The 25,263-nt window shown below is 70.7% G+C and carries 23 protein-coding genes; 18 read left to right on the top strand and 5 right to left on the bottom strand.

Annotated features, from left to right (window positions below; translation table 11 throughout):
- Positions 1–70: 70 nt before the first annotated feature.
- Complete coding sequence (locus tag BLV05_RS00285; protein WP_046768374.1) at positions 71–1,288, bottom strand: isochorismate synthase; 1,218 nt, start codon at positions 1,286–1,288, stop codon at positions 71–73.
- A 114-nt stretch (positions 1,289–1,402) separates the two neighbouring features.
- Here BLV05_RS00285 and BLV05_RS00280 point away from each other — a divergent pair, with 114 nt between their 5' ends.
- The 17 genes from BLV05_RS00280 to BLV05_RS00200 all read left to right on the top strand — a co-directional run bounded on the left by BLV05_RS00280 (position 1,403) and on the right by BLV05_RS00200 (position 20,676).
- Positions 1,403–2,095, top strand: coding sequence for a demethylmenaquinone methyltransferase (locus BLV05_RS00280; RefSeq protein WP_046768240.1), 693 nt, complete (start codon positions 1,403–1,405; stop codon positions 2,093–2,095).
- A gap of 385 nt (positions 2,096–2,480) precedes the next feature.
- Positions 2,481–3,806 carry a geranylgeranyl reductase family protein gene (locus tag BLV05_RS00275; protein WP_046768239.1) on the top strand — a complete coding sequence of 442 codons (1,326 nt, stop codon included), beginning with the start codon at positions 2,481–2,483 and terminating at the stop codon, positions 3,804–3,806.
- Positions 3,807–3,858: 52 nt separating this feature from the next.
- Complete coding sequence (locus tag BLV05_RS00270; RefSeq protein ID WP_046768238.1) at positions 3,859–4,218, top strand: NADH-quinone oxidoreductase subunit A; 360 nt, start codon at positions 3,859–3,861, stop codon at positions 4,216–4,218.
- A 12-nt stretch (positions 4,219–4,230) separates the two neighbouring features.
- Positions 4,231–4,785: a NuoB/complex I 20 kDa subunit family protein gene (locus tag BLV05_RS00265; protein WP_046768237.1), complete on the top strand. Its 555-nt coding sequence runs from the start codon at positions 4,231–4,233 to the stop codon at positions 4,783–4,785.
- Positions 4,782–5,678: an NADH-quinone oxidoreductase subunit C gene (locus tag BLV05_RS00260; RefSeq protein WP_201777969.1), complete on the top strand. Its 897-nt coding sequence runs from the start codon at positions 4,782–4,784 to the stop codon at positions 5,676–5,678. The genes BLV05_RS00265 and BLV05_RS00260 overlap by 4 nt, the downstream gene beginning before the upstream one ends.
- Complete coding sequence (locus BLV05_RS00255; RefSeq protein WP_046768236.1) at positions 5,678–7,039, top strand: NADH-quinone oxidoreductase subunit D; 1,362 nt, start codon at positions 5,678–5,680, stop codon at positions 7,037–7,039. The genes BLV05_RS00260 and BLV05_RS00255 overlap by 1 nt, the downstream gene beginning before the upstream one ends.
- Positions 7,036–7,740: an NADH-quinone oxidoreductase subunit NuoE gene (gene nuoE / locus BLV05_RS00250; protein ID WP_082155144.1), complete on the top strand. Its 705-nt coding sequence runs from the start codon at positions 7,036–7,038 to the stop codon at positions 7,738–7,740. Before BLV05_RS00255 ends, nuoE begins: the two co-directional genes overlap by 4 nt.
- Positions 7,737–9,053, top strand: a complete 1,317-nt coding sequence (gene nuoF / locus BLV05_RS00245; protein ID WP_197683475.1) for an NADH-quinone oxidoreductase subunit NuoF — start codon at positions 7,737–7,739, stop codon at positions 9,051–9,053. The genes nuoE and nuoF overlap by 4 nt, the downstream gene beginning before the upstream one ends.
- Positions 9,053–11,509 (top strand): NADH-quinone oxidoreductase subunit G, encoded by a 2,457-nt coding sequence (locus tag BLV05_RS00240; protein WP_046768235.1) that lies wholly within the window; start codon positions 9,053–9,055, stop codon positions 11,507–11,509. Before nuoF ends, BLV05_RS00240 begins: the two co-directional genes overlap by 1 nt.
- 120 nt (positions 11,510–11,629) lie before the next feature.
- A complete protein-coding gene (gene nuoH, locus BLV05_RS00235) occupies positions 11,630–12,943 on the top strand; it encodes an NADH-quinone oxidoreductase subunit NuoH (protein ID WP_046768234.1) in 1,314 nt (437 codons plus the stop codon).
- Positions 12,936–13,475 carry an NADH-quinone oxidoreductase subunit NuoI gene (gene nuoI, locus BLV05_RS00230; protein ID WP_046768233.1) on the top strand — a complete coding sequence of 180 codons (540 nt, stop codon included), beginning with the start codon at positions 12,936–12,938 and terminating at the stop codon, positions 13,473–13,475. Before nuoH ends, nuoI begins: the two co-directional genes overlap by 8 nt.
- The gene (locus tag BLV05_RS00225; protein WP_046768232.1) at positions 13,475–14,299 is read left to right on the top strand and encodes an NADH-quinone oxidoreductase subunit J; all 825 of its coding nucleotides are present in this window, start codon (positions 13,475–13,477) and stop codon (positions 14,297–14,299) included. The genes nuoI and BLV05_RS00225 overlap by 1 nt, the downstream gene beginning before the upstream one ends.
- Complete coding sequence (gene nuoK / locus BLV05_RS00220) at positions 14,296–14,595, top strand: NADH-quinone oxidoreductase subunit NuoK (protein ID WP_046768231.1); 300 nt, start codon at positions 14,296–14,298, stop codon at positions 14,593–14,595. Before BLV05_RS00225 ends, nuoK begins: the two co-directional genes overlap by 4 nt.
- 121 nt (positions 14,596–14,716) lie before the next feature.
- Positions 14,717–16,570, top strand: a complete 1,854-nt coding sequence (gene nuoL / locus BLV05_RS00215; RefSeq protein ID WP_046768370.1) for an NADH-quinone oxidoreductase subunit L — start codon at positions 14,717–14,719, stop codon at positions 16,568–16,570.
- Positions 16,571–16,581: 11 nt separating this feature from the next.
- Complete coding sequence (locus tag BLV05_RS00210) at positions 16,582–18,108, top strand: NADH-quinone oxidoreductase subunit M (protein ID WP_231948675.1); 1,527 nt, start codon at positions 16,582–16,584, stop codon at positions 18,106–18,108.
- Entirely contained in the window at positions 18,105–19,631 is a 1,527-nt protein-coding gene (gene nuoN, locus BLV05_RS00205; protein ID WP_046768229.1) for an NADH-quinone oxidoreductase subunit NuoN, read from the top strand. Before BLV05_RS00210 ends, nuoN begins: the two co-directional genes overlap by 4 nt.
- Positions 19,632–19,683: 52 nt before the next feature.
- Positions 19,684–20,676 (top strand): polyprenyl synthetase family protein, encoded by a 993-nt coding sequence (locus tag BLV05_RS00200; protein ID WP_046768228.1) that lies wholly within the window; start codon positions 19,684–19,686, stop codon positions 20,674–20,676.
- A gap of 15 nt (positions 20,677–20,691) precedes the next feature.
- Here BLV05_RS00200 and BLV05_RS00195 read toward each other — a convergent pair whose 3' ends face one another.
- Positions 20,692–20,961 carry a hypothetical protein gene (locus BLV05_RS00195; RefSeq protein ID WP_046768227.1) on the bottom strand — a complete coding sequence of 90 codons (270 nt, stop codon included), beginning with the start codon at positions 20,959–20,961 and terminating at the stop codon, positions 20,692–20,694.
- 81 nt (positions 20,962–21,042) lie between these two features.
- On the opposite strand from BLV05_RS00195, the gene BLV05_RS00190 reads away from it, so the two are divergent.
- A complete protein-coding gene (locus tag BLV05_RS00190; RefSeq protein WP_046768226.1) occupies positions 21,043–21,294 on the top strand; it encodes a winged helix-turn-helix domain-containing protein in 252 nt (83 codons plus the stop codon).
- Positions 21,295–21,313: 19 nt separating this feature from the next.
- Here BLV05_RS00190 and rarD read toward each other — a convergent pair whose 3' ends face one another.
- The 3 genes from rarD to BLV05_RS00175 form a co-directional block, all read right to left on the bottom strand.
- Positions 21,314–22,237 carry an EamA family transporter RarD gene (gene rarD / locus BLV05_RS00185; protein ID WP_046768225.1) on the bottom strand — a complete coding sequence of 308 codons (924 nt, stop codon included), beginning with the start codon at positions 22,235–22,237 and terminating at the stop codon, positions 21,314–21,316.
- Positions 22,238–22,314: 77 nt separating this feature from the next.
- The gene (locus tag BLV05_RS00180; protein ID WP_046768369.1) at positions 22,315–23,355 is read right to left on the bottom strand and encodes a 2-oxoacid:ferredoxin oxidoreductase subunit beta; all 1,041 of its coding nucleotides are present in this window, start codon (positions 23,353–23,355) and stop codon (positions 22,315–22,317) included.
- Positions 23,356–23,369: 14 nt separating this feature from the next.
- Positions 23,370–25,229 (bottom strand): 2-oxoacid:acceptor oxidoreductase subunit alpha, encoded by a 1,860-nt coding sequence (locus BLV05_RS00175; protein WP_046768224.1) that lies wholly within the window; start codon positions 25,227–25,229, stop codon positions 23,370–23,372.
- Between the last annotated feature and the right edge of the window lie 34 nt (positions 25,230–25,263).

The following is a 25,263-nucleotide window of genomic DNA, read 5'->3' as shown; positions in this document are numbered from 1 at the left end:
GCGGGTATCTATCCGGCAAATCGGACCGCGATTGCCGAAGAACTCCAAGATCAACTTGGGATGGTGGGGGTCAGGAGGAGAGGGCGTCGCGCATGGGGACCAGCTTGGCGACGCTCTCGGCGAGCTCGGCGGCGGGGTCGGAGCCGGCGACGATGCCGCAGCCGGCGAAGAGGCGCAGCCGCGAGCCGGACACCTCGGCCGAGCGCAGCGCGATGCCCCACTCGCCGTCGCCGCGGGCGTCCATCCAGCCGACGGGGCCGGCGTAGCGGGCGCGGTCGAGGCCCTCGATCTCGAGGATGACCTCCAGCGCGACGTCCGTGGGGGTGCCGCCGACCGCCGCCGACGGGTGCAACGCGGCGGCCAGCGCCAGCGACGACGCGTCGGAGTCGGTGACGCCGGCGAGGTCGGTGGCGAGGTGCATGACGTTCGGCAGGTGCAGCACGAACGGCGACTCGGGCACGTTCATGCTGGAGCAGAACGGTGCCAGCGCGTCGGCGACGGAGCGGACGGCGTACTCGTGCTCCTCGAGGTCCTTGCTGGACCGCGCCAGCGACGCGGCCAGCGCGAGGTCGTGCTCGTCGTCGCCGGTGCGGCGGATGGTGCCGGCGAGGACGCGCGACGTGACGAGGCCGCGCTCGCGCCGCACGAGCAACTCGGGCGTCGCGCCGATCATGCCGTCGACGCTGAACGTCCAGCAGTGCGGGTAGCCGTCCGACAGCCGCCGCAGCGGCCACCGGATGTCGATCGGCGACGGGCTCTCGGCGATGAGGTCGCGCGCCAGCACGACCTTCTCCAGCTCGCCTGCGGTGATGCGGCGCACCGCCTCGGCGACGATCGCCTCCCACTCGCCGCCGCTGTGCCCGCCGTCGGCGTACGCGACGTCGACGGGTCGCCGCGCCGGTGAGACGGGGGGCAGGGCCGCTCCGCCGGGCAGGTTGCCGGTGACGTCGATCGTCGTCACCCACCAGCGCCCGGAGCGGTGCCCGACGACGGTGTCAGGGAGGACCAGCGACGACGAGCCGGGGACGTCGGCGAAGGCGAACGAGCCGAACGCCACTGGGCCGGTGCCGGGCAGCCGCACCTCGTCGCGGACGACGGCGGTGCCGACCATGCGCCGCCACCACCGGTCGGCGGCGACGAACCGGTTGGCGCCGATGGTGTCGAACCGGGCCGCCTGCCCCCACCCGACGACGCCTTCACCGCGCCGGACCCAGGCCATCGGGGTGTCCTCGGGCAGCAGCTCCAGCAGCGGCCCCGGGTCGGGGACCTCCGTGGTGCGCACGACCATCGGCGCGGAGGCGGGCAGCGTCGTCACGACCACCAAGCGTACGGCCGGCCCGACGTCGTACCGCGGTCTACCGCGTCACACTGCGTCACACCGCGTCCGACTAAAGTAGCGAGCGTGACCCGGGCCTCCTTGGACAAGCAGCCGCACGAGGTGGCGGCGATGTTCGACGACGTCGCCGAGAAGTACGACCGCACCAACGACGTGCTCTCGCTCGGCCAGGACCGCGCCTGGCGGCGGGCCGTCGTCGCGGCGGTCGGGGCCGGTCCGGGCGAGCGGGTGCTCGACCTCGCCGCCGGCACCGGCACCTCCAGCGAGCCGTTCCGGGCCCGCGGCGCGTTCGTCGTGCCGTGCGACTTCTCCCTCGGCATGCTGCGGACCGGACGGCGCACGCGTGCCGACCTGCCGTTCGTGGCCGGTGACGCCACCCGGCTCCCGTTCGCCGGCGACGCCTTCGACGCGGTGACGATCTCCTTCGGCCTGCGCAACGTGCACGACCCGGTCGCGGCGCTGCGCGAACTGCTGCGCGTCACCCGGCCCGGCGGCCGGCTCGTGGTCTGCGAGTTCAGCCACCCGGCGTTCGCGCCGTTCCGCAAGGTCTACGTCGAGTACCTGATGCGCGCGCTGCCGCCGGTCGCCCGCCGCGTGTCCAGCAGCCCCGACGCGTACGTCTATCTGGCCGAGTCCATCCGCGCCTGGCCGGACCAGGCCGGCCTGGCCGAGTGGCTGGGCGAGGCCGGCTGGTCCGACGTCCGCTGGCGCAACCTCAGCGCCGGCATCGTCGCGCTGCATCACGCCGTGAAACCCTGACGGCATGGCCGGGGGCCGGGGTCGGGCCTTGGCACGGCTGGCCATCGCCTTGGCACGGCTGGTCACCGTCCCGACGCCCGGAATGCACGATTCCGAGCGGTGACCAGCCTTACCAAGCTGTGCCCAGCCAGGGTGGTGCGTCGGGACGGTGACACGGCCGCTGACCGGGCACGTCGCCACCTCGGTGCCCTGGTCGTCGGCAGGCGCCGGCCGAAGCGAATTACGCAACGTTGTTGCTGCGTAAATCCGCAGGTCAGAGGGGGTGACCCGGGGTGAGTGACACGACAGGCAACCCCTACACTTGGGATCGAGTGTGCGCTCGTGAACGAATTCACGAGCGTGCCGCCACGAACCGAACAGTGACACGCACACCGAGGATCCGTCGATGAGCCAGCGCACTGGTCGCACCCGACCGAGCGCCCCGACCCGCACCGCCGGCGAGGCCGACGTCATCGTCGTCGGCGCCGGGCCGGCCGGCTCGACCACGGCCTACCACCTGGCCCGGTCCGGGCTGGACGTGCTGCTCCTCGAGAAGGCGTCGTTCCCGCGCGACAAGGTCTGCGGCGACGGCCTGACGCCGCGCGCCGTCCGGCAGCTGGTCCGCATGGGCGTCGACACCAGCGCGCCGGGCTGGATCCGCAACCAGGGCCTGCGCATCATCGGCGGCGGCATGCGGCTGCACCTGCCGTGGCCGGAACTGGCCAGCTACCCCGACTACGGCCTGGTCCGCACCCGCACCGACTTCGACGAGCTGCTGGCCCGGCACGCCGCATCCGCCGGCGCCCGGCTGCACGAGCGCATCAACGTCATCGCGCCGGTGCTCGACGACCGCACCGGCCGCATCGTGGGCGTCACCGCGAAGCCGCTGGACGAGCGCGGACGGGCCGCCGGCGACGCCGTCACCTATCGCGCCCCGCTCGTGGTAGCCGCCGACGGGACGTCGTCGCGGCTGTCGACGGCGATGGGCATCCACAAGCGCGACGACCGCCCGATGGCCGTCGCCGTCCGCACGTACTACAAGACGCCGCGCCACGACGACGACTGGATGGAGTCCTGGCTGGAGCTGTGGGCCGAGAACGACGCCGGCGGGCGCGATCTGCTGCCCGGCTACGGCTGGATCTTCGGCACCGGCAACGGCACCAGCAACGTCGGCCTCGGCATCACCAACACCTCGAAGGCGTTCGGGCGGGTCGACTACAAGGACATGCTGCGCCGCTGGGCGGCGCAGACGCCGCCGGAATGGGGCTTCACCGACGAGAACCAGGTCGGTGACATCCGCAGCGCGGCGTTGCCGATGGGATTCAACCGCCAGCCCCACTACAGTCGTGGGCTGCTCCTGGTCGGCGACGCCGGCGGCATGGTCAACCCCTTCAACGGCGAAGGCATCGACTACGCGATGGAGGCGGCCGGCCTGGCCGCGACCGTCGTCGCCGACGCGCTCTCCCGGGATGCCGCCGGTCGGGAGCGGGTGCTGCAGGGCTATCCTGCGGCGCTGAAGCACGAACACGGTGGCTACTTCACGCTCGGCCGCATCTTCGTCAGATTGATCGGTGACCCACGGATCATGAGAATCGCCCGGAACCACGGCCTCCCGCGGCCCTGGCTGATGAAGTTCACGCTGAAGCTGCTGGCCAACCTGACCGACCACCGCGACGGCGACGTGTACGACCGCGTCATCAACGCGATGACCCGACTCGCCCCCGCGGCGTGAGGAGCACCATGCAGGACGTCTTGCTGAACTCAGTGCAGAGGAGTGGCCCGGCGTGAACGCCTACGCACCGATCCTCGGGCTCATCCTGCTCGCTGCGGTCTTCGCGGTGGGCTCGGTAGCCTTCTCCGTGGTGGCCGGCCCGAAGCGGTACAACCGGGCCCGGCTGGACTCCTACGAGTGCGGCATCGAGCCGACGCCGCAGCCCGTGGGCGGCGGCCGGTTCCCGGTCAAGTACTACCTGACCGCGATGACGTTCATCATCTTCGACATCGAGATCATCTTCCTGTACCCGTGGGCGGTCCGCTTCGACCACCTCGGGCTCTTCGGCTTCGTCGCGATGGTGACGTTCATCTTCCTGATCACCGTGCCGTTCATCTACGAGTGGCGGCGCGGCGGGCTCGACTGGGACTAGCGGAGGCGAATCATGGGTGTTGAAGAGAAGCTGCCGTCCGGGGTCCTCCTGGCGACCATGGAGAACCTGCTCGGCTACCTCCGCAAAGGCTCGGTCTGGCCGGCGACGTTCGGCCTGGCCTGCTGCGCCATCGAGATGATGGCGTTCGGCGGTCCCCGGCACGACTCCGCCCGGTTCGGCATGGAGGTCTTCCGTGCCTCGCCGCGCCAGGCCGACCTGATGATCGTCGCCGGCCGGGTGAGCCAGAAGATGGCGCCGGTGCTGCGGCAGATCTACGACCAGATGGCGAACCCGAAGTGGGTGCTGTCGATGGGCGTCTGCGCGTCGTCCGGCGGCATGTTCAACAACTACGCGATCGTCCAGGGCGTCGACCACGTCGTGCCGGTCGACGTCTACCTGCCCGGCTGCCCGCCGCGGCCGGAGATGCTGATCGACGCGATCCTCAAGCTGCACGACCAGATCCAGCACACCAAGCTGGGCGCGCACAAGGTCGCGGCCGACGCCGAGGCTGAGCAGCTGGCGCTGCGGGCCGAGGCCACGCACGAGATGAAGGGCCTGCTCCGGTGAGCGAGAACGACCCGCAGAGCGGCAAGCAGGATCCGGAAGAGGTCGAGGAGGCCTCGCGGACCCGCGTCGAGACCAGCCCCATCGACCAGCCCGGTAAGGCGGCCGAGCCCGGCGGCGGTCCCGACGAGCCGTCGAAGGAAGAGGTCACCACCGGCGGCGCCCCGCCCGACGCGGAGCCCGAGGAGGAGTCGCTCCCGGCCGAGCCCGAGGGCCCGGCCCTCCCGCCGGAGCACCCGTCGCGGCGCGGCATGTTCGGCGCCTACGACGGCAGCGGCGACACCTCCGGCTACGGCCGGCTCGTGGTCCGCGACGCCAACCCGGTCCGCGGCGGCTCCACCCCGCGCCCGTGGCCGGACGAGCTGGAGAAGCTCGGCGACGACGTCAGCGCCGCCCTGCAGGAGGCCGGCAGCACCGACAGCGACGCGTTCGCGAAGGTGCTGGTCGACCGCGGCCAGATCACCTTCTTCGTGACGCGCGAGAAGCTGGCCGAGGTCGCCCGGACGTTCCGCGACGACCCCGCGCTGCGGTTCGAGCTGTGCATGGGCGTCAACGGCGTGCACTACCCGGAGGAGACCGGCAGCGAGCTGCACGTCGTCATCCAGCTGCTCTCGATCACCCACAACCGCCGGGTCAACCTCGAGGTCACCTGCCCCGAGGACGACCCGCACGTCCCGTCGATCGTCCACACGTACCCGTCGGCCAACTGGCACGAGCGCGAGACGTACGACTTCTTCGGGATCATCTTCGACGGCCACCCGTCCCTCACCCGCATCCAGATGCCGGACGACTGGCCGGGGCACCCGCAGCGCAAGGACTACCCGCTCGGAGGCATCCCCGTGGAGTACAAGGGCGCGACCATCGCGCCGCCGGACGAGCGGAGGGCGTACAACTGATGAGCCAGCAGGACGTCACCTTCACCCCGGCCGGCGACGACACCGACGACCCGTACGCGGGCGTCCGCGAGACCACCGAGGGCCCGGTCTACACCGTCACCGGTCAGGACTGGGACGACGTGGTCGGCGCGGCCGCCGCCGGCGAGGAGCGCATCGTCGTCAACATGGGCCCGCAGCACCCGTCGACGCACGGCGTGCTCCGGCTCATCCTCGAGCTCGACGGCGAGACCGTCACCGAGGCCCGGTGCGGCATCGGCTACCTGCACACCGGCATCGAGAAGAACATGGAGTACCGGACGTGGACCCAGGGGGTCACGTTCGTGACCCGCATGGACTACCTGTCCCCGTTCTTCAACGAGGCCGCGTACGTGCTGGGCGTCGAGAAGCTGCTCGGCATCACCGACGACATCCCGGAGCGGGCCAACGTCATCAGGGTCATGATGATGGAGCTCAACCGCATCTCGTCGCACCTGGTCTGCATCGCGACCGGCGGCATGGAGATGGGCGCGCTCACCCTCATGACCAACGGGTTCCGCGAGCGTGAGCGCACGCTGGACCTGTTCGAGCTGATCACCGGCCTGCGGATGAACAGCGCGTACATCCGCCCCGGCGGCGTCGCGCAGGACCTCCCGCCCGGCGCGGTCGAGAGCATCCGCGAGTACCTGCGCTGGATGTGGGACCACATCGGCTCCTACGAGGCGTTCTGCAACGAGAACCCGATCTTCAAGGGCCGCACCGTCGGCGTCGGGTACCTCGACCTCGCCGGCTGCATGGCGCTGGGCCTCACCGGCCCGGTGCTGCGCTCGACCGGCCTGCCGTGGGACCTGCGCAAGTCGCAGCCCTACTGCGGCTACGAGACCTACGACTTCGAGGTGCCCACCTGGGACACCTCCGACTCCTACGGGCGCTTCCGCATCCGCATCGAGGAGATGAAGGAGTCGCTGAAGATCGTCGAGCAGTGCCTGGACCGGCTCGAGCCGGGTCCGGTCATGGTCGGCGACAAGAAGATCGCCTGGCCGGCCCAGCTGGCCATCGGCAGCGACGGCATGGGCAACTCCCTCGACCACATCCGGCACATCATGGGTGAGTCGATGGAGGCGCTGATCCACCACTTCAAGCTGGTCACCGAGGGCTTCCGGGTCCCGGCCGGCGAGGTGTACCTGCCGATCGAGAGTCCGCGCGGCGAGCTCGGCGCGCACGTGGTGTCCGACGGCGGCACCCGGCCCTGGCGGGTGCACTTCCGCGACCCGTCCTTCAACAACCTGCAGGCGGTGCCGGCGATGTGCGAGGGTTCCATGGTGGCCGACGTCATCGTGGCCGTCGCGAGCCTCGACCCGGTGATGGGTGGATGTGACCGATGACCGACGTGAACGAGACACAGGCCGGCCCCGCCCCGCTGGACGACACCGTCCGGGCGGAGATGGCAGAGATCATCGCCCGCTACCCGGAGCCGCGCTCGGCGCTGCTGCCGATGCTGCACCTCGTGCAGGCGCACCAGGGGTACGTCAGCCCTGAAGGCATCGAGCTGTGCGCCGAGGTCCTCGACATCACCGAGGCCGAGGTGGCGGCGGTCGCGACGTTCTACACCATGTACAAGCGCCGCCCCGTCGGCGACTACCACGTCGGCGTCTGCACGAACACGCTGTGCGCGGTCATGGGCGGCGACGCGATCTGGGCCGACCTGTCCGAGTACCTCGGCGTCGGGCACGACGAGACCACCGACGACGGCAAGGTCTCGCTCGAGCGGGTCGAGTGCAACGCGGCCTGCGACTACGCGCCGGTCATGATGGTCAACTGGGAGTTCATGGACAACCAGACGCCGCAGTCCGCGCGCGACCTGGTCGACCGCCTGCGCGGCGGCGAGGAGGTCCACTCCACCCGTGGCCCGCGCATCTGCACCTGGAAGCAGGCCGAGCGCGTGCTGGCCGGGTTCCCCGACGGCCTCGCCACCGAGGGCGTCGCCGCCGGCCCGGCCTCGGTCGTGGGGCTGGAGCTGGCGCACGAGAACGGCTGGACGGCGCCCGAGGGCGGTCAGCGCGAGCTGGGAGGTAGCAAGAAGTGAGTGACAACGTGCTCACCCCGGTCCTGACCGCCCGCTGGGACCAGTCCGACGCCTTCACCCGGCGCAACTACGAGAAGGCCGACGGCTACAAGGCGCTGCGCCGCGCGCTGCAGCGCAAGCCCGAGGATCTCGTCGAGATCGTCAAGGACTCCGGCCTGCGCGGCCGCGGCGGCGCCGGCTTCCCGACCGGGATGAAGTGGAGCTTCATCCCGAAGGACTCGCCCAAGCCGACGTACCTCGTGGTGAACGCGGACGAGTCCGAGCCGGGCACCTGCAAGGACATCCCGCTGATGCTGGCCGACCCGCATGTGCTGGTCGAGGGCGTCATCATCACGTCCTACGCCATCGGCGCCAAGCACGCGTTCATCTACGTGCGCGGCGAGGTGCTGCACGTCTTCCGCCGGGTGCTGAACGCGGTCGCCGAGGCGTACGAGGCCGGCTACCTGGGTCAGGACATCCTGGGCTCCGGGTTCGACCTCGACATCGTGGTGCACGCCGGCGCCGGCGCGTACATCTGCGGCGAGGAGACCGCGCTGCTGGACTCGCTGGAGGGCCGCCGCGGCCAGCCCCGGCTCAAGCCGCCGTTCCCGGCCGTCGCCGGCCTCTACGCGTCGCCGACCGTGATCAACAACGTCGAGACCATCGCGTCGGTGCCGTCGATCGTCGCCGGCGGCGCGGAGTGGTTCCGCGGCATGGGCACCGAGAAGTCGCCCGGCTACGGCATCTTCTCGCTGTCCGGCCACGTCACGAACCCCGGCCAGTACGAGGCGCCGCTGGGCATCACGCTGCGCGAGCTGCTCGACCTCGCCGGCGGCATGCGGGCCGGTCACGAGCTGAAGTTCTGGACGCCGGGCGGCTCGTCGACGCCGCTGCTGACGGCCGAGCACCTCGACGTCCCGCTCGACTTCGAGGGCATGACGGGGGCCGGCTCGCTGCTCGGCACCCGGGCGCTGCAGATCTTCGACGACACCACCTGCGTCGTGCGCGCCACCGAACGGTGGATCGAGTTCTACAAGCACGAGTCCTGCGGCAAGTGCACGCCCTGCCGCGAGGGCTTCTGGTGGATGGTGCAGATCCTCGAGCGGCTGGAGAAGGGCGACGGCACCGAGGCCGACCTGGACAAGCTGCTGGACATGAGCGATAACATCGCTGGCCGCTCGTTCTGTGCGCTCGCCGACGGCGGGGTGGCGCCGGTGATCTCGTCCATCCAGCACTTCCGCGACGAGTACATCGCGCACTTCGAGCACGGCGGCTGCCCGTTCGACCCGGCCGCCTCGACGCTGTTCTCGCAGGAACTGGGGGCCAAGGCCTGATGACCGTGACGACCAACTCCACGTCCGACGCCGTGGAGCCGCAGCCGAACCTGGTGACGGTCACCATCGACGGCTTCGAGGTGAGCGTGCCCGAGGGGACGCTGGTCATCCGCGCGGCCGAGCTGATCGGCATCCAGATCCCGCGGTTCTGCGACCACCCGCTGCTCGAGCCCGTCGGCGCCTGCCGCCAGTGCATGGTCGAGGTGCCCGACATGGGCAACGGCCGCGGCATGCCCAAGCCGCAGGCGTCCTGCACGCTGACCGTCACGCCGGGCATGGTGATCAACACCCAGTTCTCCTCGCCGGTCGCCGACAAGGCGCAGCAGGGGATCATGGAGTTCCTGCTGATCAACCACCCGCTCGACTGCCCGGTCTGCGACAAGGGCGGCGAGTGCCCGCTGCAGAACCAGGCGATGAGCAACGGCCGCGGCGACTCCCGGTACGAGGGCAAGAAGCGGACCTACCCGAAGCCGATCAACATCTCCGCGCAGGTGCTGCTGGACCGCGAGCGCTGCGTGCTCTGCGCCCGGTGCACCCGGTTCTCCCAGGAGATCGCCGGCGACCCGTTCATCGAGCTGCTCGAGCGTGGCTCGCTGCAGCAGGTCGGCATCTACGAGAAGGAGCCGTTCGAGAGCTACTTCTCCGGCAACACCATCCAGATCTGCCCGGTCGGCGCGCTGACCAGCGCGGCGTACCGGTTCCGGTCGCGGCCGTTCGACCTCGTCTCCGTCCCGTCCGTCGCGGAGCACGACGCCTGCGGCAGCGCGATCCGCGTCGACCACCGCCGCGGCGCGGTCATGCGCCGGCTGGCCGGCGACGAGCCCGAGGTCAACGAGGAGTGGATCACCGACAAGGACCGCTTCGCGTTCCGCTGGTCCACGCTCGACGACCGCATCACGCACCCGCTGGTCCGCGACGAGGAGACCGGCGAGCTGGTCGCGGCATCTTGGCCGGAGGCGCTGACGCTGGCGTCGCAGGGGTTGGCCCGGTCGCGCGACGCCGGCGGCGTCGGCGTCCTGACCGGCGGCCGGCTGACCCACGAGGACGCCTACGCGTACGCGAAGTTCGCCCGGGTCGCCCTCGACACGAACGACGTCGACTTCCGCTCGCGGCCGCACTCGGCCGAAGAGGCCGGCTTCCTGGCCTCCGTCGCCGGCTCCGGCCTCGGCGTGACGTTCACCGACGTCGAGAAGGCGCCGGCGGTCCTGCTGGTCGGGCTGGAGCCCGAGGAGGAGGCCGGCGCGCTGTTCCTGCGGCTGCGCAAGGCCAACCGCAAGAACGGCACGCAGGTGCACGGCATCGCGCCGTTCCTCACCCGCGGCCTGAAGAAGGCCGGCGGCACGCTGCTGCCGGCCGCGCCGGGCACCGAGCCGGAGATCCTCAACGCCGTCACGCTCGGCGACGACCGCGTCGCCTACCTGGGCGAGGCGCTGCGCCAGAAGGGCGCCGTCATCCTGGTCGGCTCGCGGCTGGCGACGATCCCGGGCGCGCTGTCCGCGGCCGCCCGCGTCGCCACCGTCACCGGCGCCCGGCTGGCCTGGGTGCCGCGGCGGGCCGGTGAGCGCGGCGCGCTCGAGGCCGGCGCGCTGCCGACGCTGCTGCCCGGCGGCCGGCCGGTCGCCGACCCGGAGGCCCGGGTCGACGTCGCCGCCGCCTGGTCCGTCGCGTCGCTGCCGTCGCTGCCCGGGCGCGACACCACCGGCATCCTGTCGGCACTGACCAGCGGTGTGCTGGCCGGCGCGCTGGTGGCCGGCGTCGAGCTGGCCGACCTGCCCGACCCGGCCGCCGCGAAGCGGGCGCTCGAGGCCGCCGGCTTCGTCGTCAGCCTCGAGGTGCGGCACAGCGAGGTCACCGAACTGGCCGACATCGTGCTGCCGGTGGCGCCGCCGGTCGAGAAGGCCGGCACGTTCGTCAACTGGGAGGGCCGGCTCCGGCCCTTCCCCGCGGTGCTCGCACAGACGCCGTCGCTCAGCGACGCCGCCGTGCTCGACGCCATCGCCGGCGAGCTGGGCATCCGCCTCGGACTGCGCGACGTCGACGACGTCCGCGCCGAGATCGCCGAGCTGGGCGTCTGGGACGGCGCCCGGCCGGAGTCCACCGACACCCCGCCCGCCGGCCCACCGCGGCCCGGCGAGCGTGAGGCGGTGCTGGCCAGCTGGCGGCTGCTGCTCGACGGCGGCCGGCTGCAGGACGGCGAACCGCACCTGGCGGCGACGGCGAAGCGAGCCGAGGCGCGCATCTCCGCCGGCACCGCCGCCGAGGTCGGTGTCGCCGACGGCGAGCCGCTCACCGTCCGGACGGCGACCGGCTCGCTCACCGTCCCGGTGCGGGTGACGGAGATGCCCGACCGCGTGGTCTGGCTGCCGGAGAACTCGAACGGCTCGACGCTGCACCGGTCACTGGGCGCCGGCGCCGGCCAGGTCGTGAAGCTCGCGGGTGGAGGTACTGAGTCGTGATCGCCATCGCCGCAGAGACCCCGGAGAGTCATGCGAGTACCGGGCGAGGTGCGGGGCCGAAGGTCCCCACGTCGATCGGTCCAGGGCTGCACCTGACTGGAGAGAGTGAGTGATCCTCGCATGACTCGACTTCAAGATGTGGCAGCCGACGAGATCGCCGGGTTCGGCAGCGACCCCTGGTGGATCATCGCCATCAAGGTCGTGGCGATCTTCGTGCTGCTGATCCTGCTGACGCTGTTCAACATCGTCTTCGAGCGCAAGGTCGTGGCGCGCATGCAGCACCGCCTCGGCCCGAACCGCACCGGCCCCGGCGGCTGGCTGCAGAGCCTGGCCGACGGCACCAAGCTGATGTTCAAGGAGGACATCATCCCGAAGGCGGCCGACAAGGTCGTCTACGTCCTCGCGCCGATCGTGGCGCTGGTGCCGTCGTTCCTCATCCTCGCGGTCATCCCGATGGGCCCGGAGGTCTCGATCTTCGGCGAGGAGACCCGGCTGCAGCTCACCGACCTGCCGGTGGCGGTGCTGTTCACGCTGGCCATCGCGTCGGTCGGCGTCTACGGCCTGATGCTGGCCGGCTGGTCCAGCGGCTCGACGTACCCGCTGCTCGGCGGCCTGCGCTCGACCGCCCAGGTCATCTCGTACGAGCTGGTCATGGGGCTGTCGTTCGTCGGCGTGTTCCTGTTCGCCGGCACCATGTCGACGTCGGGCATCGTCGCGGAGCAGGAGCGGCTCTGGTACGGCATCATCCTGCTGCCGTCGTTCCTCATCTACCTCATCTCGATGGTGGGCGAGACGAACCGGGCGCCGTTCGACCTGCCCGAGGCCGAGGGCGAGCTGGTGGCCGGCTGGGGCACGGAGTACTCGTCGTTCAAGTACGCGATGTTCTTCCAGGCCGAGTACTTCAACATGGTCAACGTCTCGGCCATCGCCACGACGCTGTTCCTGGGCGGCTGGCGGGCGCCTTGGCCGATCTCGGCGATCAACGACGGCATGTTCAACACCGGCTGGTGGCCGATGTTGTGGTTCCTGGGCAAGGTCATCGCGCTGATCTGGGTCTTCATCTGGCTGCGCGGCACCCTGCCGCGGCTGCGGTACGACCAGTTCATGCACTTCTGCTGGAAGGTGCTGCTGCCGATCTCGCTGGTCTGGATCGTCGCCGTGGCCGGCATGCGGCTGGCCTTCAACGAGGGCGTCGAGCGTAACCAGATCCTGCTCTACGGCGGCATCGCGGTCGCGGTGCTGCTGATCGGCAGCCTGCTGATCCCGGAGAAGAAGACGCCGGCCGAACCGGAGCCGGCCGAGGTGCCTGAGTTCGACGCGTTCGCCGGCGGCCACCCGGTGCCGCCGATGCCGGGCCAGGAGTTCGTGGCGGCGCGCATCCCCGCGGCCACCACCAAGACTGACGACCGTACCGAGGAGACCAGTCGTGCCTAAGTTCCTCGACCCGGTGGCGGGGTTCGGAGTCACGTTCCGGACCATGTTCCGCAAGCCGGTCACCGAGCAGTACCCGGAGCACCCGCATCCGGTGGCGCCGCGCTTCCACGGTCGGCACCAGCTCAACCGGCACCCCGACGGCCTGGAGAAGTGCATCGGGTGCGAGCTGTGCGCGTGGGCCTGCCCGGCCGACGCCATCTACGTCGAGGGCGCCTCCAACTCTGATGAAGAGGGTGGCGGAGGCCGGTTCTCCCCGGGTGAGCGGTACGGCCGCGTCTACCAGATCAACTACCTGCGCTGCATCCTCTGCGGGCTGTGCATCGAGGCGTGCCCGACGCGCGCGCTGACGATGACCAACGAGTACGAGCTGGCCGACCACACGCGCGAGAGCCTCATCTACGAGAAGCAGGACCTGCTCGCGCCGCTGCTGCCCGGCATGGAGGAGCCGCCGCACCCGATGCGGCTCGGCGACGACGAGCGCGACTACTACCTCGGCGCCGGCCTCGGCCGCTCCAGCGGCGGGGGTGCGTGATGGGCGAGGCCGCCCTGTTCTGGATCATGGCGCCGGTCGCGGTGTTCGGCGCGCTGGGCCTGGTGTTCTCGCGCAAGGCCGTCCACGGCGCGCTCTGCCTGGCCCTGACGATGATCTCGCTGGCGCTGTTCTACATCGCCCAGGAGGCGCCGTTCCTCGGCGTCGTGCAGATCGTCGTCTACACCGGCGCGATCATGATGCTGTTCCTGTTCGTGATCATGCTGGTCGGCGTCGACTCCTCGGACTCGCGGGTCGAGACGATCCGCGGCCAGCGGTTCGCGGCGGGGCTCGCCGTCGCCGGCGTGGTGCTGCTGCTCGCCGGCGTCACCGTCCGGGCCACGCTGCCGGAGGAGCCGGCCGGGCTCGCGCAGGCGTCGCCCGACGGCAACGTGGCGGGCATCGCCGACGCCATCTTCGGCACCTACGTGTGGGCCTTCGAGGTCGTGGCCGCGCTGCTGATCACCGCCGCCGTCGGCGCGATGACGCTGACCCACCGCGAGCGGCTGACCCACCGGCCCACGCAGAAGGAACTGTCGATCAAGCGGTTCAGCGAGGGTCCGCCAGGGGAGGCCGCGGGGCTTCCGGTCCCGGGCGTCTACGCGCGGCACAACGCCGTCGACACCCCGGCGCTGCTGCCCGACGGCACGCCGAGCGAGGCGTCCATCAACCGGGTGCTGGTGGCCCGGGGCGCCGCCCGCTCGACCGAGGAGTTCCGGCACCACCCGACGCCGGCCGACGTCGAGGCAGCGGCCCAGGGTGACGTGGACGAGCCGGCCGGCGAACTCGGGACCGACGACGACGCATCCGGAGGTGAGCGCGCATGAACCCGACCAACTACCTGGTGTTGTCGGTCATCCTGTTCTCGATCGGCGCCTCCGGCGTGCTCATCCGGCGCAACGCCCTGGTCGCGTTCATGTCCGTCGAGCTCATGCTCAACGCGGCCAACCTGGCGTTCGTCACCTTCGCGCGGATGCACGGCAATCTCGACGGCCAGATCGTGGCGTTCTTCGTCATGGTCGTGGCGGCGGCCGAGGTCGTCGTCGGGCTGGCGATCATCGTGACGATCTTCCGAACTCGCAGGTCCGCGTCGGTCGACGACGCCAGCCTGCTGAAGCTCTGACGGGCGTGAGGAACCAGTGACTTCCACACTCAGCGCGCTGGCGACGGCTGTCGCCACCGAGGCCGAGCACGGCGGCGGCCAGGCGGTCGCCGACGCGACCGGCGTCTTCGACCTCACCTGGCTGCTGATCGCGTTCCCGCTGCTGGGCGCCGCGATCCTGCTGCTGGGCGGGCGGCGCCTGGACAAGGTCGGCCACCTCGTCGGCTGCGGGGCGTCGATCGCGTCGTTCGTCATGGGCGTGGTGCTGTTCTTCGCCATGGTCGGCGAGCCGTCCGACGGCCGCGCGTTCACCGTCCAGCTCTGGGAGTACGTCAATGCCGGCGGCTACAGCGTGGACGTCAGTCTGCTGCTGGACCAGCTGTCGATCGCGTTCGTGCTGCTGATCACCGGTGTCGGGTCGCTGATCCACATCTACTCGATCGGCTACATGGAGCACGACGAGCGGCGGCGCCGGTTCTTCGGCTACCTGAACCTGTTCGTCGCGGCGATGCTGCTGCTGGTGCTGGCCGCGGACTACCTGGTGCTGTTCATCGGCTGGGAGGGCGTCGGCCTGGCGTCGTACCTGCTGATCGGGTTCTGGCAGCACAAGGACTCGGCGGCGGTCGCGGCCAAGAAGGCGTTCCTGCTCAACCGCGTCGGCGACATGGGCATGGTGCTCGCCATGGCCTCGCTGATCACGGTGTTCGGCTCGACGGCGTTCGACGTGGTGTTCGCGTCGGCAGAGGGAGCGTCGACCGGCTGGCTCACCGCCATCGGCCTGTTCCTGCTGCTCGGCGCCTGCGGCAAGTCCGCGCAGTTCCCGCTGCAGTCCTGGCTGCTCGACGCCATGGAGGGTCCGACCCCGGTGTCGGCGCTCATCCATGCGGCCACGATGGTGACCGCCGGCGTCTACCTGATCGTCCGGTCGGCCGCCATCTACGACCTCGCGCCCGACGCCCGCACCGTCGTCGTCATCGTCGGCGCCATCACGTTGCTGATGGGTGCGATCATCGGTTGCGCCAAGGACGACATCAAGAAGGCGCTGGCCGGCTCGACCATGAGCCAGATCGGCTACATGACGCTGGCGGCGGGGCTCGGCCCGGCCGGGTATGCGTTCGCGATCTTCCACCTGCTGACGCACGGCTTCTTCAAGGCCAACATGTTCCTCGGCGCCGGCTCGGTGATGCACGGCATGCACGACGAGGTGAACATGCGCCGCTACGGCGGGCTGCGGATCATGATGCCGGTCACGTTCATCACGTTCGCGATGGGCTACCTGGCCATCATCGGCATCCCGCCGTTCGCCGGGTACTTCTCCAAGGACCGGATCATCGAGGCGGCGTTCGCGGACAACTGGATCGTCGGCCTGGCCACGCTGCTGGGCGCCGGCGTCACCGCGTTCTACATGACCCGCCTCATGCTCATGACGTTCTTCGGCAACCGCCGGTGGCAGCAGAGCGAACCACCGCACGAGTCGCCGCAGGTCATGACCGTCCCGCTGATCGTGCTGGCCGTGCTGTCGGTCGTCGGCGGGTTCGGGCTGCTGTACCTGGGCGCGGACATCGTCGACTGGCTGGCGCCAGTCACCGGTGAGGCGCACCACGACCTGCCGATGCCGCTGTGGCTGCTGATCACCATCACGCTGGCCACTGTCGTGGTCGGGGTCGCGATCGCCTGGGCGATGTACGGGCGCCGCCCGGTCCGCGAGGACGTCCCGGCCGGCAACCCGCTCACCGTCGCCGCCCGCAACGACCTCTACGGCGACGCGTTCAACGAGGCGGTGTTCATGCGGCCCGGGCAGTACCTGACCCGGTCGCTGGTCTACTTCGAGAACCGCGGCGTCGACGGCGCCGTGGTCGGCACCGCCACCGCCGTCGGAGGCCTGTCGGCCCGGCTGAGGCGCTGGCAGACCGGTTTCGTCCGTTCCTATGCCGTGACGATGCTCGGCGGCGTCGGCGTCGTCGTGCTGGCCATGCTGTTGGTGAGGCTTCCGTGACCTTTCCCTGGTTGACCACGCTCATCGTCCTGCCGGTACTGGGGGCGGTGCTGACCGCCCTGGTGCCGTCCGGGCGGGGCACGCTCGCCAAGCAGGTCGCGACCGGCTTCGCGCTGCTGACGCTGGTCATCGGCGCGCTGATCAGCATCCAGTTCCTGTTCGACGTCGACATGGGCGTCGAGTCGGAGACCTACGAGTGGATCCCCGAGTTCGGCGCCTCGTGGGCGCTGGACGTCCACGGGATCAGCCTCGCGCTGGTCGCGCTGACGGTGCTGGCGACGCCGATCGTCGCGCTGGCGATGTGGCACGAGGCCGAGGACGAGAAGCGCGACCCGAAGGCGTTCTTCGCGCTGCTGCTGCTGGTCGAGGCGCTGACGCTGACGGCGTTCCTCTCGCAGGACGTGCTGCTGTTCTACGTCGTGTTCGAGGCCATGCTGATCCCGCTGTACTTCATGATCGGCATGTTCGGCGGGCCGCAGCGCCGCTACGCCGCGGTGAAGTTCCTGCTCTACAACCTGGTCGGCGGGCTGGCCATGCTGGCCGCCGTCATCGGGCTGTACGTGCAGTCGGTCGACGCCGGCAACCCGTCGTTCTTCCTGCCCGACCTCGTCGCGCTGGACATCGACACCACGACCCAGTGGTGGCTGTTCATCGGCTTCATGCTCGCGTTCGCGATCAAGGCGCCGCTGTGGCCGTTCCACACCTGGCTGCCCGACGCCGCGGCCGAGGCGACGCCGTCGAACGCGGCGTTCCTGTCCGGCGTCGCGGACAAGGTCGGCACCTACGGCATGATCGCGCTGGTGCTGCCGCTGTTCCCGGACGCGTCCCGCGACGCCGCACCGGTGATCGTCGTGCTCGCCGTCATCAGCATCATCTACGGCGCGCTGCTGGCCATCGGCCAGACCGACATGAAGCGGCTGATCGGGTACACGTCGATCTCGCACTTCGGCTTCATCGTGCTGGGCATCTTCGCGCTGACCGGCGAGTCGGCCACCGGCGCGACGTTCTACATGGTGAACCACGGCCTGTCGACCATCGCGCTGTTCGTGGTCGTCGGCTTCCTCATCAGCCGGCGCGGGTCGCGGCAGGTCGACGACTTCGGCGGCGTGCAGAAGCCGGCGCCGAAGCTGGCCGGCGTGTTCCTCTTCGCCGGCCTGTCCGGGCTGGCGCTGCCGCCGCTGTCGACGTTCCTGTCCGAGTTCCTGGTCATCTCCGGGACGTTCACCCGGTACCGGCCGGCCGCGATCATCGCGACACTCGGCATCGTGCTGTCCGCCCTGTACATCCTCTGGCTCTACCAGCGGACCATGACCGGCCCGGTACGCCCGGCGGTCGAGGGTATGCCCGACCTGCGTACCCGCGAGGTCGTCGTCGTCGCCCCGCTGCTGGCGCTGCTACTGGTCGTCGGGTTCTTCCCGAAGCCGCTGACCGACGCGATCGACGACGCCGTCGGGCCGACGCTCGTCGAAGTCGGCGTCGAACAACCCGAGCCGCTGGCTCCTGTCGCTGAACACGCCGAGGAAGGGACTGGCCGGTGAACGCCCCGACCATCGAGTACGCGGAGCTGGCGCCGCTCATCACGATCTTCGGCGCCGCCGTCATCGGCGTCCTGATCGAGGCGTTCGTCCCGCGGAACGTGCGGCACCCGATCCAGGTCGGGGTGGCGCTGCTGGCGCTCGTCGCCGCGCTGGTCCAGGTGATCCTGCTGGCCGGTACCGGCATCGTCGCGGCAGTCGGCGCGGTCGCCGTCGACGGCCCCGCGCTGTTCCTGCAGGGGACCATCCTCGTGCTGGCGATCATCAGCGTCGCGTTCTTCGCCGAGCGGCGGCTCGAGGCCGGCGGCGACGCGTTCGCTCCGGCCGCCTCGTCGCTGCCGGGCAGCGAGGAGGAGCGGGTCCTCGTCCGCGAGCGGATGCTGCAGACCGAGGTCTACCCGCTGATGCTGTTCGCCGTCGGCGGCATGCTGCTGTTCCCGGCCGCGAACGACCTGCTGATGCTGTTCATCGCGCTCGAGGTCATGTCGCTGCCGCTGTACCTGCTGTGCGGCATGGCCCGCCGGCGCCGGCTGCTCTCGCAGGAGGCGGCGCTCAAGTACTTCCTGCTCGGCGCGTTCTCGTCGGCGATCTTCCTGTTCGGCATGGCGTTCGTCTACGGCTACGCCGGCACGCTGCGGTTCGGGGAGATCTCCGAGGCGCTGACCGCGAACGTCGGGCAGGACGGCATCCTGCTCGCCGGCGTCGGGCTGATGGCGGTGGGCCTGCTGTTCAAGGTCGGCGCGGTGCCGTTCCACTCGTGGACGCCCGACGTCTACCAGGGCGCGCCGACCCCCGTCACCGGGTTCATGGCGGCGTGCACCAAGCTGGCCGCATTCGGCGCCATGGTGCGGCTGTTCTACGTCGCGTTCGGCGGGCTGCGCACCGACTGGCAGCCGATGCTGTGGGCGGTCGCGATCGCCACCATGCTGGTCGGCGCCATCGTCGCCCTGACGCAGACCGACATCAAGCGGATGCTGGCCTACTCGTCCATCGCGCACGCCGGGTTCGTGCTGACCGCGATGGTCGCGGCCGACTCGACGGCGACCGGGGCGATTCTCTTCTACCTGGCGACCTACGGCATCTCGACGCTCGGCGCGTTCGCCGTCGTCACCCTGGTCCGCGACTCCGGCGGCGAGGCCACCCACCTGGCCAAGTGGGCCGGGCTGGGCCGGCGCTCGCCGGTGCTGGCGGCGACCTTCGCGCTGTTCCTGCTCGCGTTCGCCGGCATCCCGCTCACCAGTGGCTTCGTCGGCAAGTTGACGGTGTTCACGGCGGCCATCGACGGCGGCGCGGCGCCGCTGGTCGTGGTCGGCGTCATCGCCAGCGCCGTGGCGGCGTTCTTCTACGTGCGGGTCATCGTGCTGATGTTCTTCAGCGACCCCGCGCCCGAGGGCCCGACCGTCGCGGTGCCGAGTCTGTGGACGGCGGTGGGCATCACCGTGGGTGCCGCGGCGACCCTACTGCTGGGTATCGTGCCCGGTCCGCTGCTGGACCTGGCGCAACAGGCGTCCGTCTTCGTTCGTTAGAGTGGAGGCTCCTGCTGGGTGAACTGCCCGGCTAAGAGGGAGGGGCCGGGGTTTGAGCAGCGGTCTGGGTATTCCGTCCGTCGACGGCGCACTCGAGGCGTCCATCAGCTCGGCCCTCGACGACGTCGAGGCGCGGCTGCTGGCGGCGGTCAAGACCGACGACGCCATGCTCAGCGAGAGCTCGCGGCACCTGGCGCAGGCCGGCGGCAAGCGGTTCCGGCCCATGCTGACCCTGCTGGCGGCGGGCTTCGGCGACCTCGACGCGCCGAAGGTCGTGCCGGCCGCCGTCGTGGTCGAGCTCACCCACGTCGGCACCCTCTACCACGACGACGTCATGGACGAGGCGCAGCTGCGCCGGGGCGGGCCCAGCGCCAACGCGCGCTGGGGCAACAGCGTCGCCATCCTCACCGGCGACTTCCTGTTCGCGTGTGCCTCGGACATGCTGGCCGACCTCGGGCCCGAGTCGGTGCGCATCCAGGCGCGGACGTTCCAGCGTCTGGTGCACGGCCAGTTGCACGAGACGCTCGGCCCGCGCGAGGACGAGGACGCCGTCGCGCACTATCTCTCCGTCCTTTCTGACAAGACGGCCTCCCTGATCGCCGCGTCGACCCGGCTGGGGGCGCTGCACGCCGGCGTCGACCCGTCGCAGGTCGAGGTGCTGGGCCAGTTCGGCGAGCGCATCGGCATGGCCTTCCAGCTCGCCGACGATCTCCTGGACATCGCCGGCTCCGAGCGGCTGTCCGGCAAGACGCCCGGCACCGACCTCCGCGAGGGCGTCGCCACCCTCCCCGTGCTGTACGCCCGGCGGGCCGCCCGCCCGGGCGACGAGCGGCTGCTGGCGCTGATCTCCGGCCCCGTGGCCGACGACGCCGACCACGCCGAGGCGCTGGAGCTGCTGCGCGCCCACCCGGCCATGGACGAGGCCTCCGCCGACGTCCGCCGCTGGGCCGACGACGCCCGGGCGTCGCTTTCGGTGCTGCCGGACGTCCCGGCCCGGGCCGCCCTGCACGCCCTGTGCGACACCGTCGTCACCCGGATGTCCTAAGGCCGTCGCCGGCCGTCACGCGGTGCGCGCCAGCACGCCCGCGGGCGGCGGCTGGGTCGGCTGGATGCGGCAGACGTACCCGCCGGTGGCCGGCATCCAGCCGCCGAGCCGCTCGAAGCCGAGCTGCCGCAACGTGATGTCCCAGCCGCGGGTGCCGACGGTGCCGTAGGGGAGCGGGCGGTTCGTGACGGTCGCGCCGTCGCGGTCCGTGACGACGATCTCGTCCAGCAGTCGCGCCGGCGGACGGCTCCACAGCAGCCAGCCGGTGTAGGTCTCCTCGTGCATGTGATGACTTTAAGTGGCACTGTAGACCTTTGTATAGCTCAGTGTCTTTGTGCAGGTCAGCAGAGCTTCTATGGTGGGCGCATGGGTGACGTCCCGGAGTTCCGGCCGCAGGGCCACGAGCTGCTCTACGTCGCCATCGCCGACCACGTCGCCGCCCGCATCGCCGGCGGCGAGCTCCGGCCCGGCGCCCGCCTCTCACCCGAGCGCGACCTCGCCGTCGAATACGGCGTCGCCTACCTCACGGTGCGGCGGGCCATGGTGGAGTTGCGCGAGCGCGGCCTCATCCTCACCGTCCACGGCAAGGGCACCTTCGTCGCCCCAACAGCCCATTGATGATCATGGGCGAGGAGCTTCAGGAGGCGGCGGTCGTCGGATCCAGGACCAGCCGATCCAGTGCGGCCCGACGCTCCCTCCGTCGGCGCACCAGCACCTCGGCGGTCAGGACGACGAGAGCAGTCCAGATCAGCGCGAATCCGAACCACCGCACCGGCGGCACCGTCTCGCGGTAGAGCAGCACCCCGAGCAGGAACTGCAGCGTCGGCGTCAGGTACTGCAGGGTCCCCAGCGTCGTCAACGGCACCCGCACGGCCGCCGCCCCGAAGAAGAGCAGCGGCACGGCGGTGACCACGCCGGCGACGGCCAGCAGCAGGGACGGGCCCCAGCCGGCCGACACGAAGTCGCCGTCACCCATGGCCCCTAGGACCACCAGGTACCCGAGCGCCGGCAGGAACAGCACCGCGGTCTCGACTGCCAGGCTCTCGACGGCCTGGACGTCGGCCTTCTTCTTGACCAGGCCGTACGCGCCGAAGGAGAAGGCGAGCGCCAGTGCGATCCACGGTGGCCGGCCGTAGTCGATGGTGAGGATGACGACGGCGACGGCGGCCAGGCCGAGCGCGGACCACTGCAGCCAGCGCAACCGCTCGCCGAACACCAGGACGCCGAGCAGCACCGTCACCAATGGGTTGATGAAGTAGCCGAGCGCGGTCTCGACGACGTGGTCGTTGTTGACGGCCCAGATGTAGACACCCCAGTTGGCGCAGATGAGCAGCGCCGCCAGCGCCAGCAGTCCGAACCCGCGGCGGCCGACCGTCCGCAGCCGGCCGAGGCGCCGCGAGAGCGCCAGCAGCCCGAGCACGAAGACCAGAGACCACACGACCCGGTGCGCGAGGATCTCGGCCGGGCCGGACTCGTCGAGCAGCTTGATGTAGAGCGGCATCATGCCCCAGAGCGCGTACGCGCCGAAGCCGTACAGGACGCCGGACCGGGACTGGCTCACCGGGGCATGCTACGGCCAGCCAGCAACCACTGCGCGCTTAGCTCATGACGCGAGACAGGCTCGCGAAACGAGCCGGCTCAGCCGACGGTCCAGGAGTCCTTGCCCTGCAGCAGCGCCTGCAGGTCGCCCTCGCCCTGCTTGGTCGCGGCCTCGTCCAGCTGCTCGGCCATGAGGTCGCCGTAGGCCGGCCGCTCGACCCGGCGGAAGACGCCGATCGGGCTGCGGGCCAGCGTGCCGGGGTCGGCCAGCCGGGACAGCGCGAACGCCTGGGTGGGGTCGTCGGCGGTGGCGTCGTGGACCAGCACGCCCGGGTCGTCGCCGGCGCACACCTCGAGTCCGCCGGTGGACGGGTTGCGGCGGACGCCGTGCTGGCCGTCGGCGCCGAACCGGACCGGCTCGCCGTGCTCGAGCCGGATCAGCACCTCGTCGCGGCTGTCGCGGTTCTTCAGGATCTCGAACGCGCCGTCGTTGAAGATGTTGCAGTTCTGGTAGATCTCGACCAGCGACGTGCCCCGGTGCGCCGCCGCGGCCGACAACACCGACGTCAGGTGCTGACGGTCGGAGTCGATGGTGCGCCCGACGAACGTGGCCTCGGCGCCGAGCGCCAGCGACACCGGGTTGAACGGCGACTCCAGCGAGCCCATCGGCGTCGACTTGGTGATCTTGCCCTGCTCGCTGGTCGGCGAGTACTGGCCCTTGGTCAGCCCGTAGATGCGGTTGTTGAACAGCAGGATCGTCAGGTTGACGTTGCGGCGCAGCGCGTGGATCAGGTGGTTGCCGCCGATCGACAGCGCGTCGCCGTCGCCGGTGATGACCCAGACGGACAGATCGGGACGCGACGCGGCCAGGCCGGTCGCGATGGCCGGCGCGCGGCCGTGGATGGAGTGCATCCCGTAGGTGTTCATGTAGTACGGGAACCGCGACGAGCAGCCGATGCCGGAGACGAACACGATGTTCTCGCGGGCCAGCCCGAGGTCGGGCAGGAAACCCTGGACCGCCGCCAGCACCGCGTAGTCACCGCAGCCGGGGCACCAGCGGACCTCCTGGTCGCTGGTGAACTCCTTCTTCGTCTGCTTGACGTCGGTGGTCGGGACGCCGGCGAGGCCGGGCCGGCCCAGTTCGACGGGTGCGGTCACAGCGCACCCACCTCCTCCATGATCACGTCGGCCAGCTCTTCGGCCTTGAACGGCAACCCTCGCACGCGGTTGTACCCGACGACGTCGACGAGGTACTTGCCGCGCAGCAGCAGGGCGAGCTGCCCGAGATTCATCTCCGGCACCAGCACGCGGTCGTAGGACCGCAGCACGTCGCCGGTGTTGGCGGGCATCGGGTTGAGGTGGCGCAGGTGCGCCTGGGCGACGTTGAGGCCGGCCTTGCGGGCCCGCCGCGCCGCCGCGCCGATGGGCCCGTACGTCGACCCCCAGCCGAGCACCAGCAGCCGGGCCGCGCCGCTGGGGTCCTCGACCTCGAGGTCGGGGACGCCGGCGATGCCGTCGACTTTCGCCTGGCGCAGCCGCACCATGCGGTCGTGGTTGTTCGGGTCGTACGAGATGGTGCCGGGGCCGTCGAGCTTCTCGATGCCGCCGATGCGGTGCTCGAGGCCGGCGGTGCCGGGGACGGCCCACGGCCGGGCCAGCGTCTCGGGGTCGCGCAGGTACGGCCAGAAGTCGCGCTCGCCCTCGCCGTCGTGGTTGAGCTCGGTGGCGAAGTTCGGGTGGATGACCGGCAGCGAGTCGGCGTCGGGCACGTGCCACGGCTCGGAGCCGTTGGCGAGGTAGCCGTCGGACAGCAGGAACACCGGGGTGCGGTACGTGACGGCGATGCGCGCGGCCTCGATGGCGGCGTGGAAGCAGTCCGACGGCGACGACGCCGCAACGACCGGGACCGGCGACTCGCCGTTGCGGCCGTACAGCACCTGCAGCAGGTCGGACTGCTCGGTCTTCGTGGGCAGGCCGGTCGACGGCCCGCCGCGCTGCACGTCGACGATGATGAGCGGCAGCTCCAGCGACACCGCGAGGCCGACGGTCTCGCCCTTCAGCGCGACGCCCGGGCCGGACGTCGTGGTGACGCCGAGCGCGCCGCCGAACGACGCGCCGAGCGCGGCGCCGATGGCCGCGACCTCGTCCTCGGCCTGGAACGTGCGCACGCCGAACCGCTTGTGCCGGGACAGCTCGTGCAGGATGTCCGACGCCGGGGTGATCGGGTACGAGCCCAGGAACAGCGGCAGCCCGGACTGGCGCGCGGCCGCGATGAGCCCGTACGACAACGCCAGGTTCCCGGTGATGTTGCGGTACGTGCCGGCCGGCATGGCGGCGGGCTTGACCTCGTACGAGACCGCGAACTCCTCGGTGGTCTCACCGTAGTTCCAGCCCGCCTTGAGCGCGGCGATGTTGGCGTCGCGGATGGCCTCGCGGCTGGCGAACTTCTCGCGCAGGAACGTCACTGTGCCGTCGATGGAGCGTCCGTACATCCAGGACAGCAGCCCGAGCGCGAACATGTTCTTCGACCGCGAGGAGTCCTTGCGGGACAGGTCGAACGGCGCCAGCGCCTCCATGGTGATGCCGGAGAGGTCCAGCGCGTGCACCTTGTAGGCGCTGAGGGTGTTGTCCTCGAGCGGGTTGGCGTCCCAGCCGACCTTCTTCAGCGCCCGCGGCGTGAAGTCGCCGGTGTCGACGATGATCGTGGCGCCCTTCGGGACGTCGGGCAGGTTCGCCTTCAGCGCCGCCGGGTTCATCGCCACCAGCACGTCGGGCGCGTCGCCGGGCGTGAGGATGTCGTAGTTGGCGAAGTGCAGCTGGAAGCTGGAGACGCCGGGGAGCGTGCCGGCAGGCGCCCGGATCTCGGCCGGGAAGTTCGGAAGGGTGGAGAGATCGTTCCCGAACGATGCGGTCTCGGCGGTGAATCTGTCGCCGGTCAGCTGCATCCCGTCGCCGGAGTCGCCCGCGAATCGGATCACCACACGGTCGAGCTCGCGTACGTGCTTCACCGTCACCGTGTGTCGACGCCTCCTTCAGACGTTCGGTGTC

It is taken from the genome of Jiangella alkaliphila (genome assembly GCF_900105925.1).
Taxonomy (GTDB): Bacteria; Actinomycetota; Actinomycetes; order Jiangellales; family Jiangellaceae; genus Jiangella; species Jiangella alkaliphila.
The sequence above is the reverse complement of the archived record's forward strand: the minus strand, read 5'-3'. Positions and strand labels throughout refer to the sequence as shown.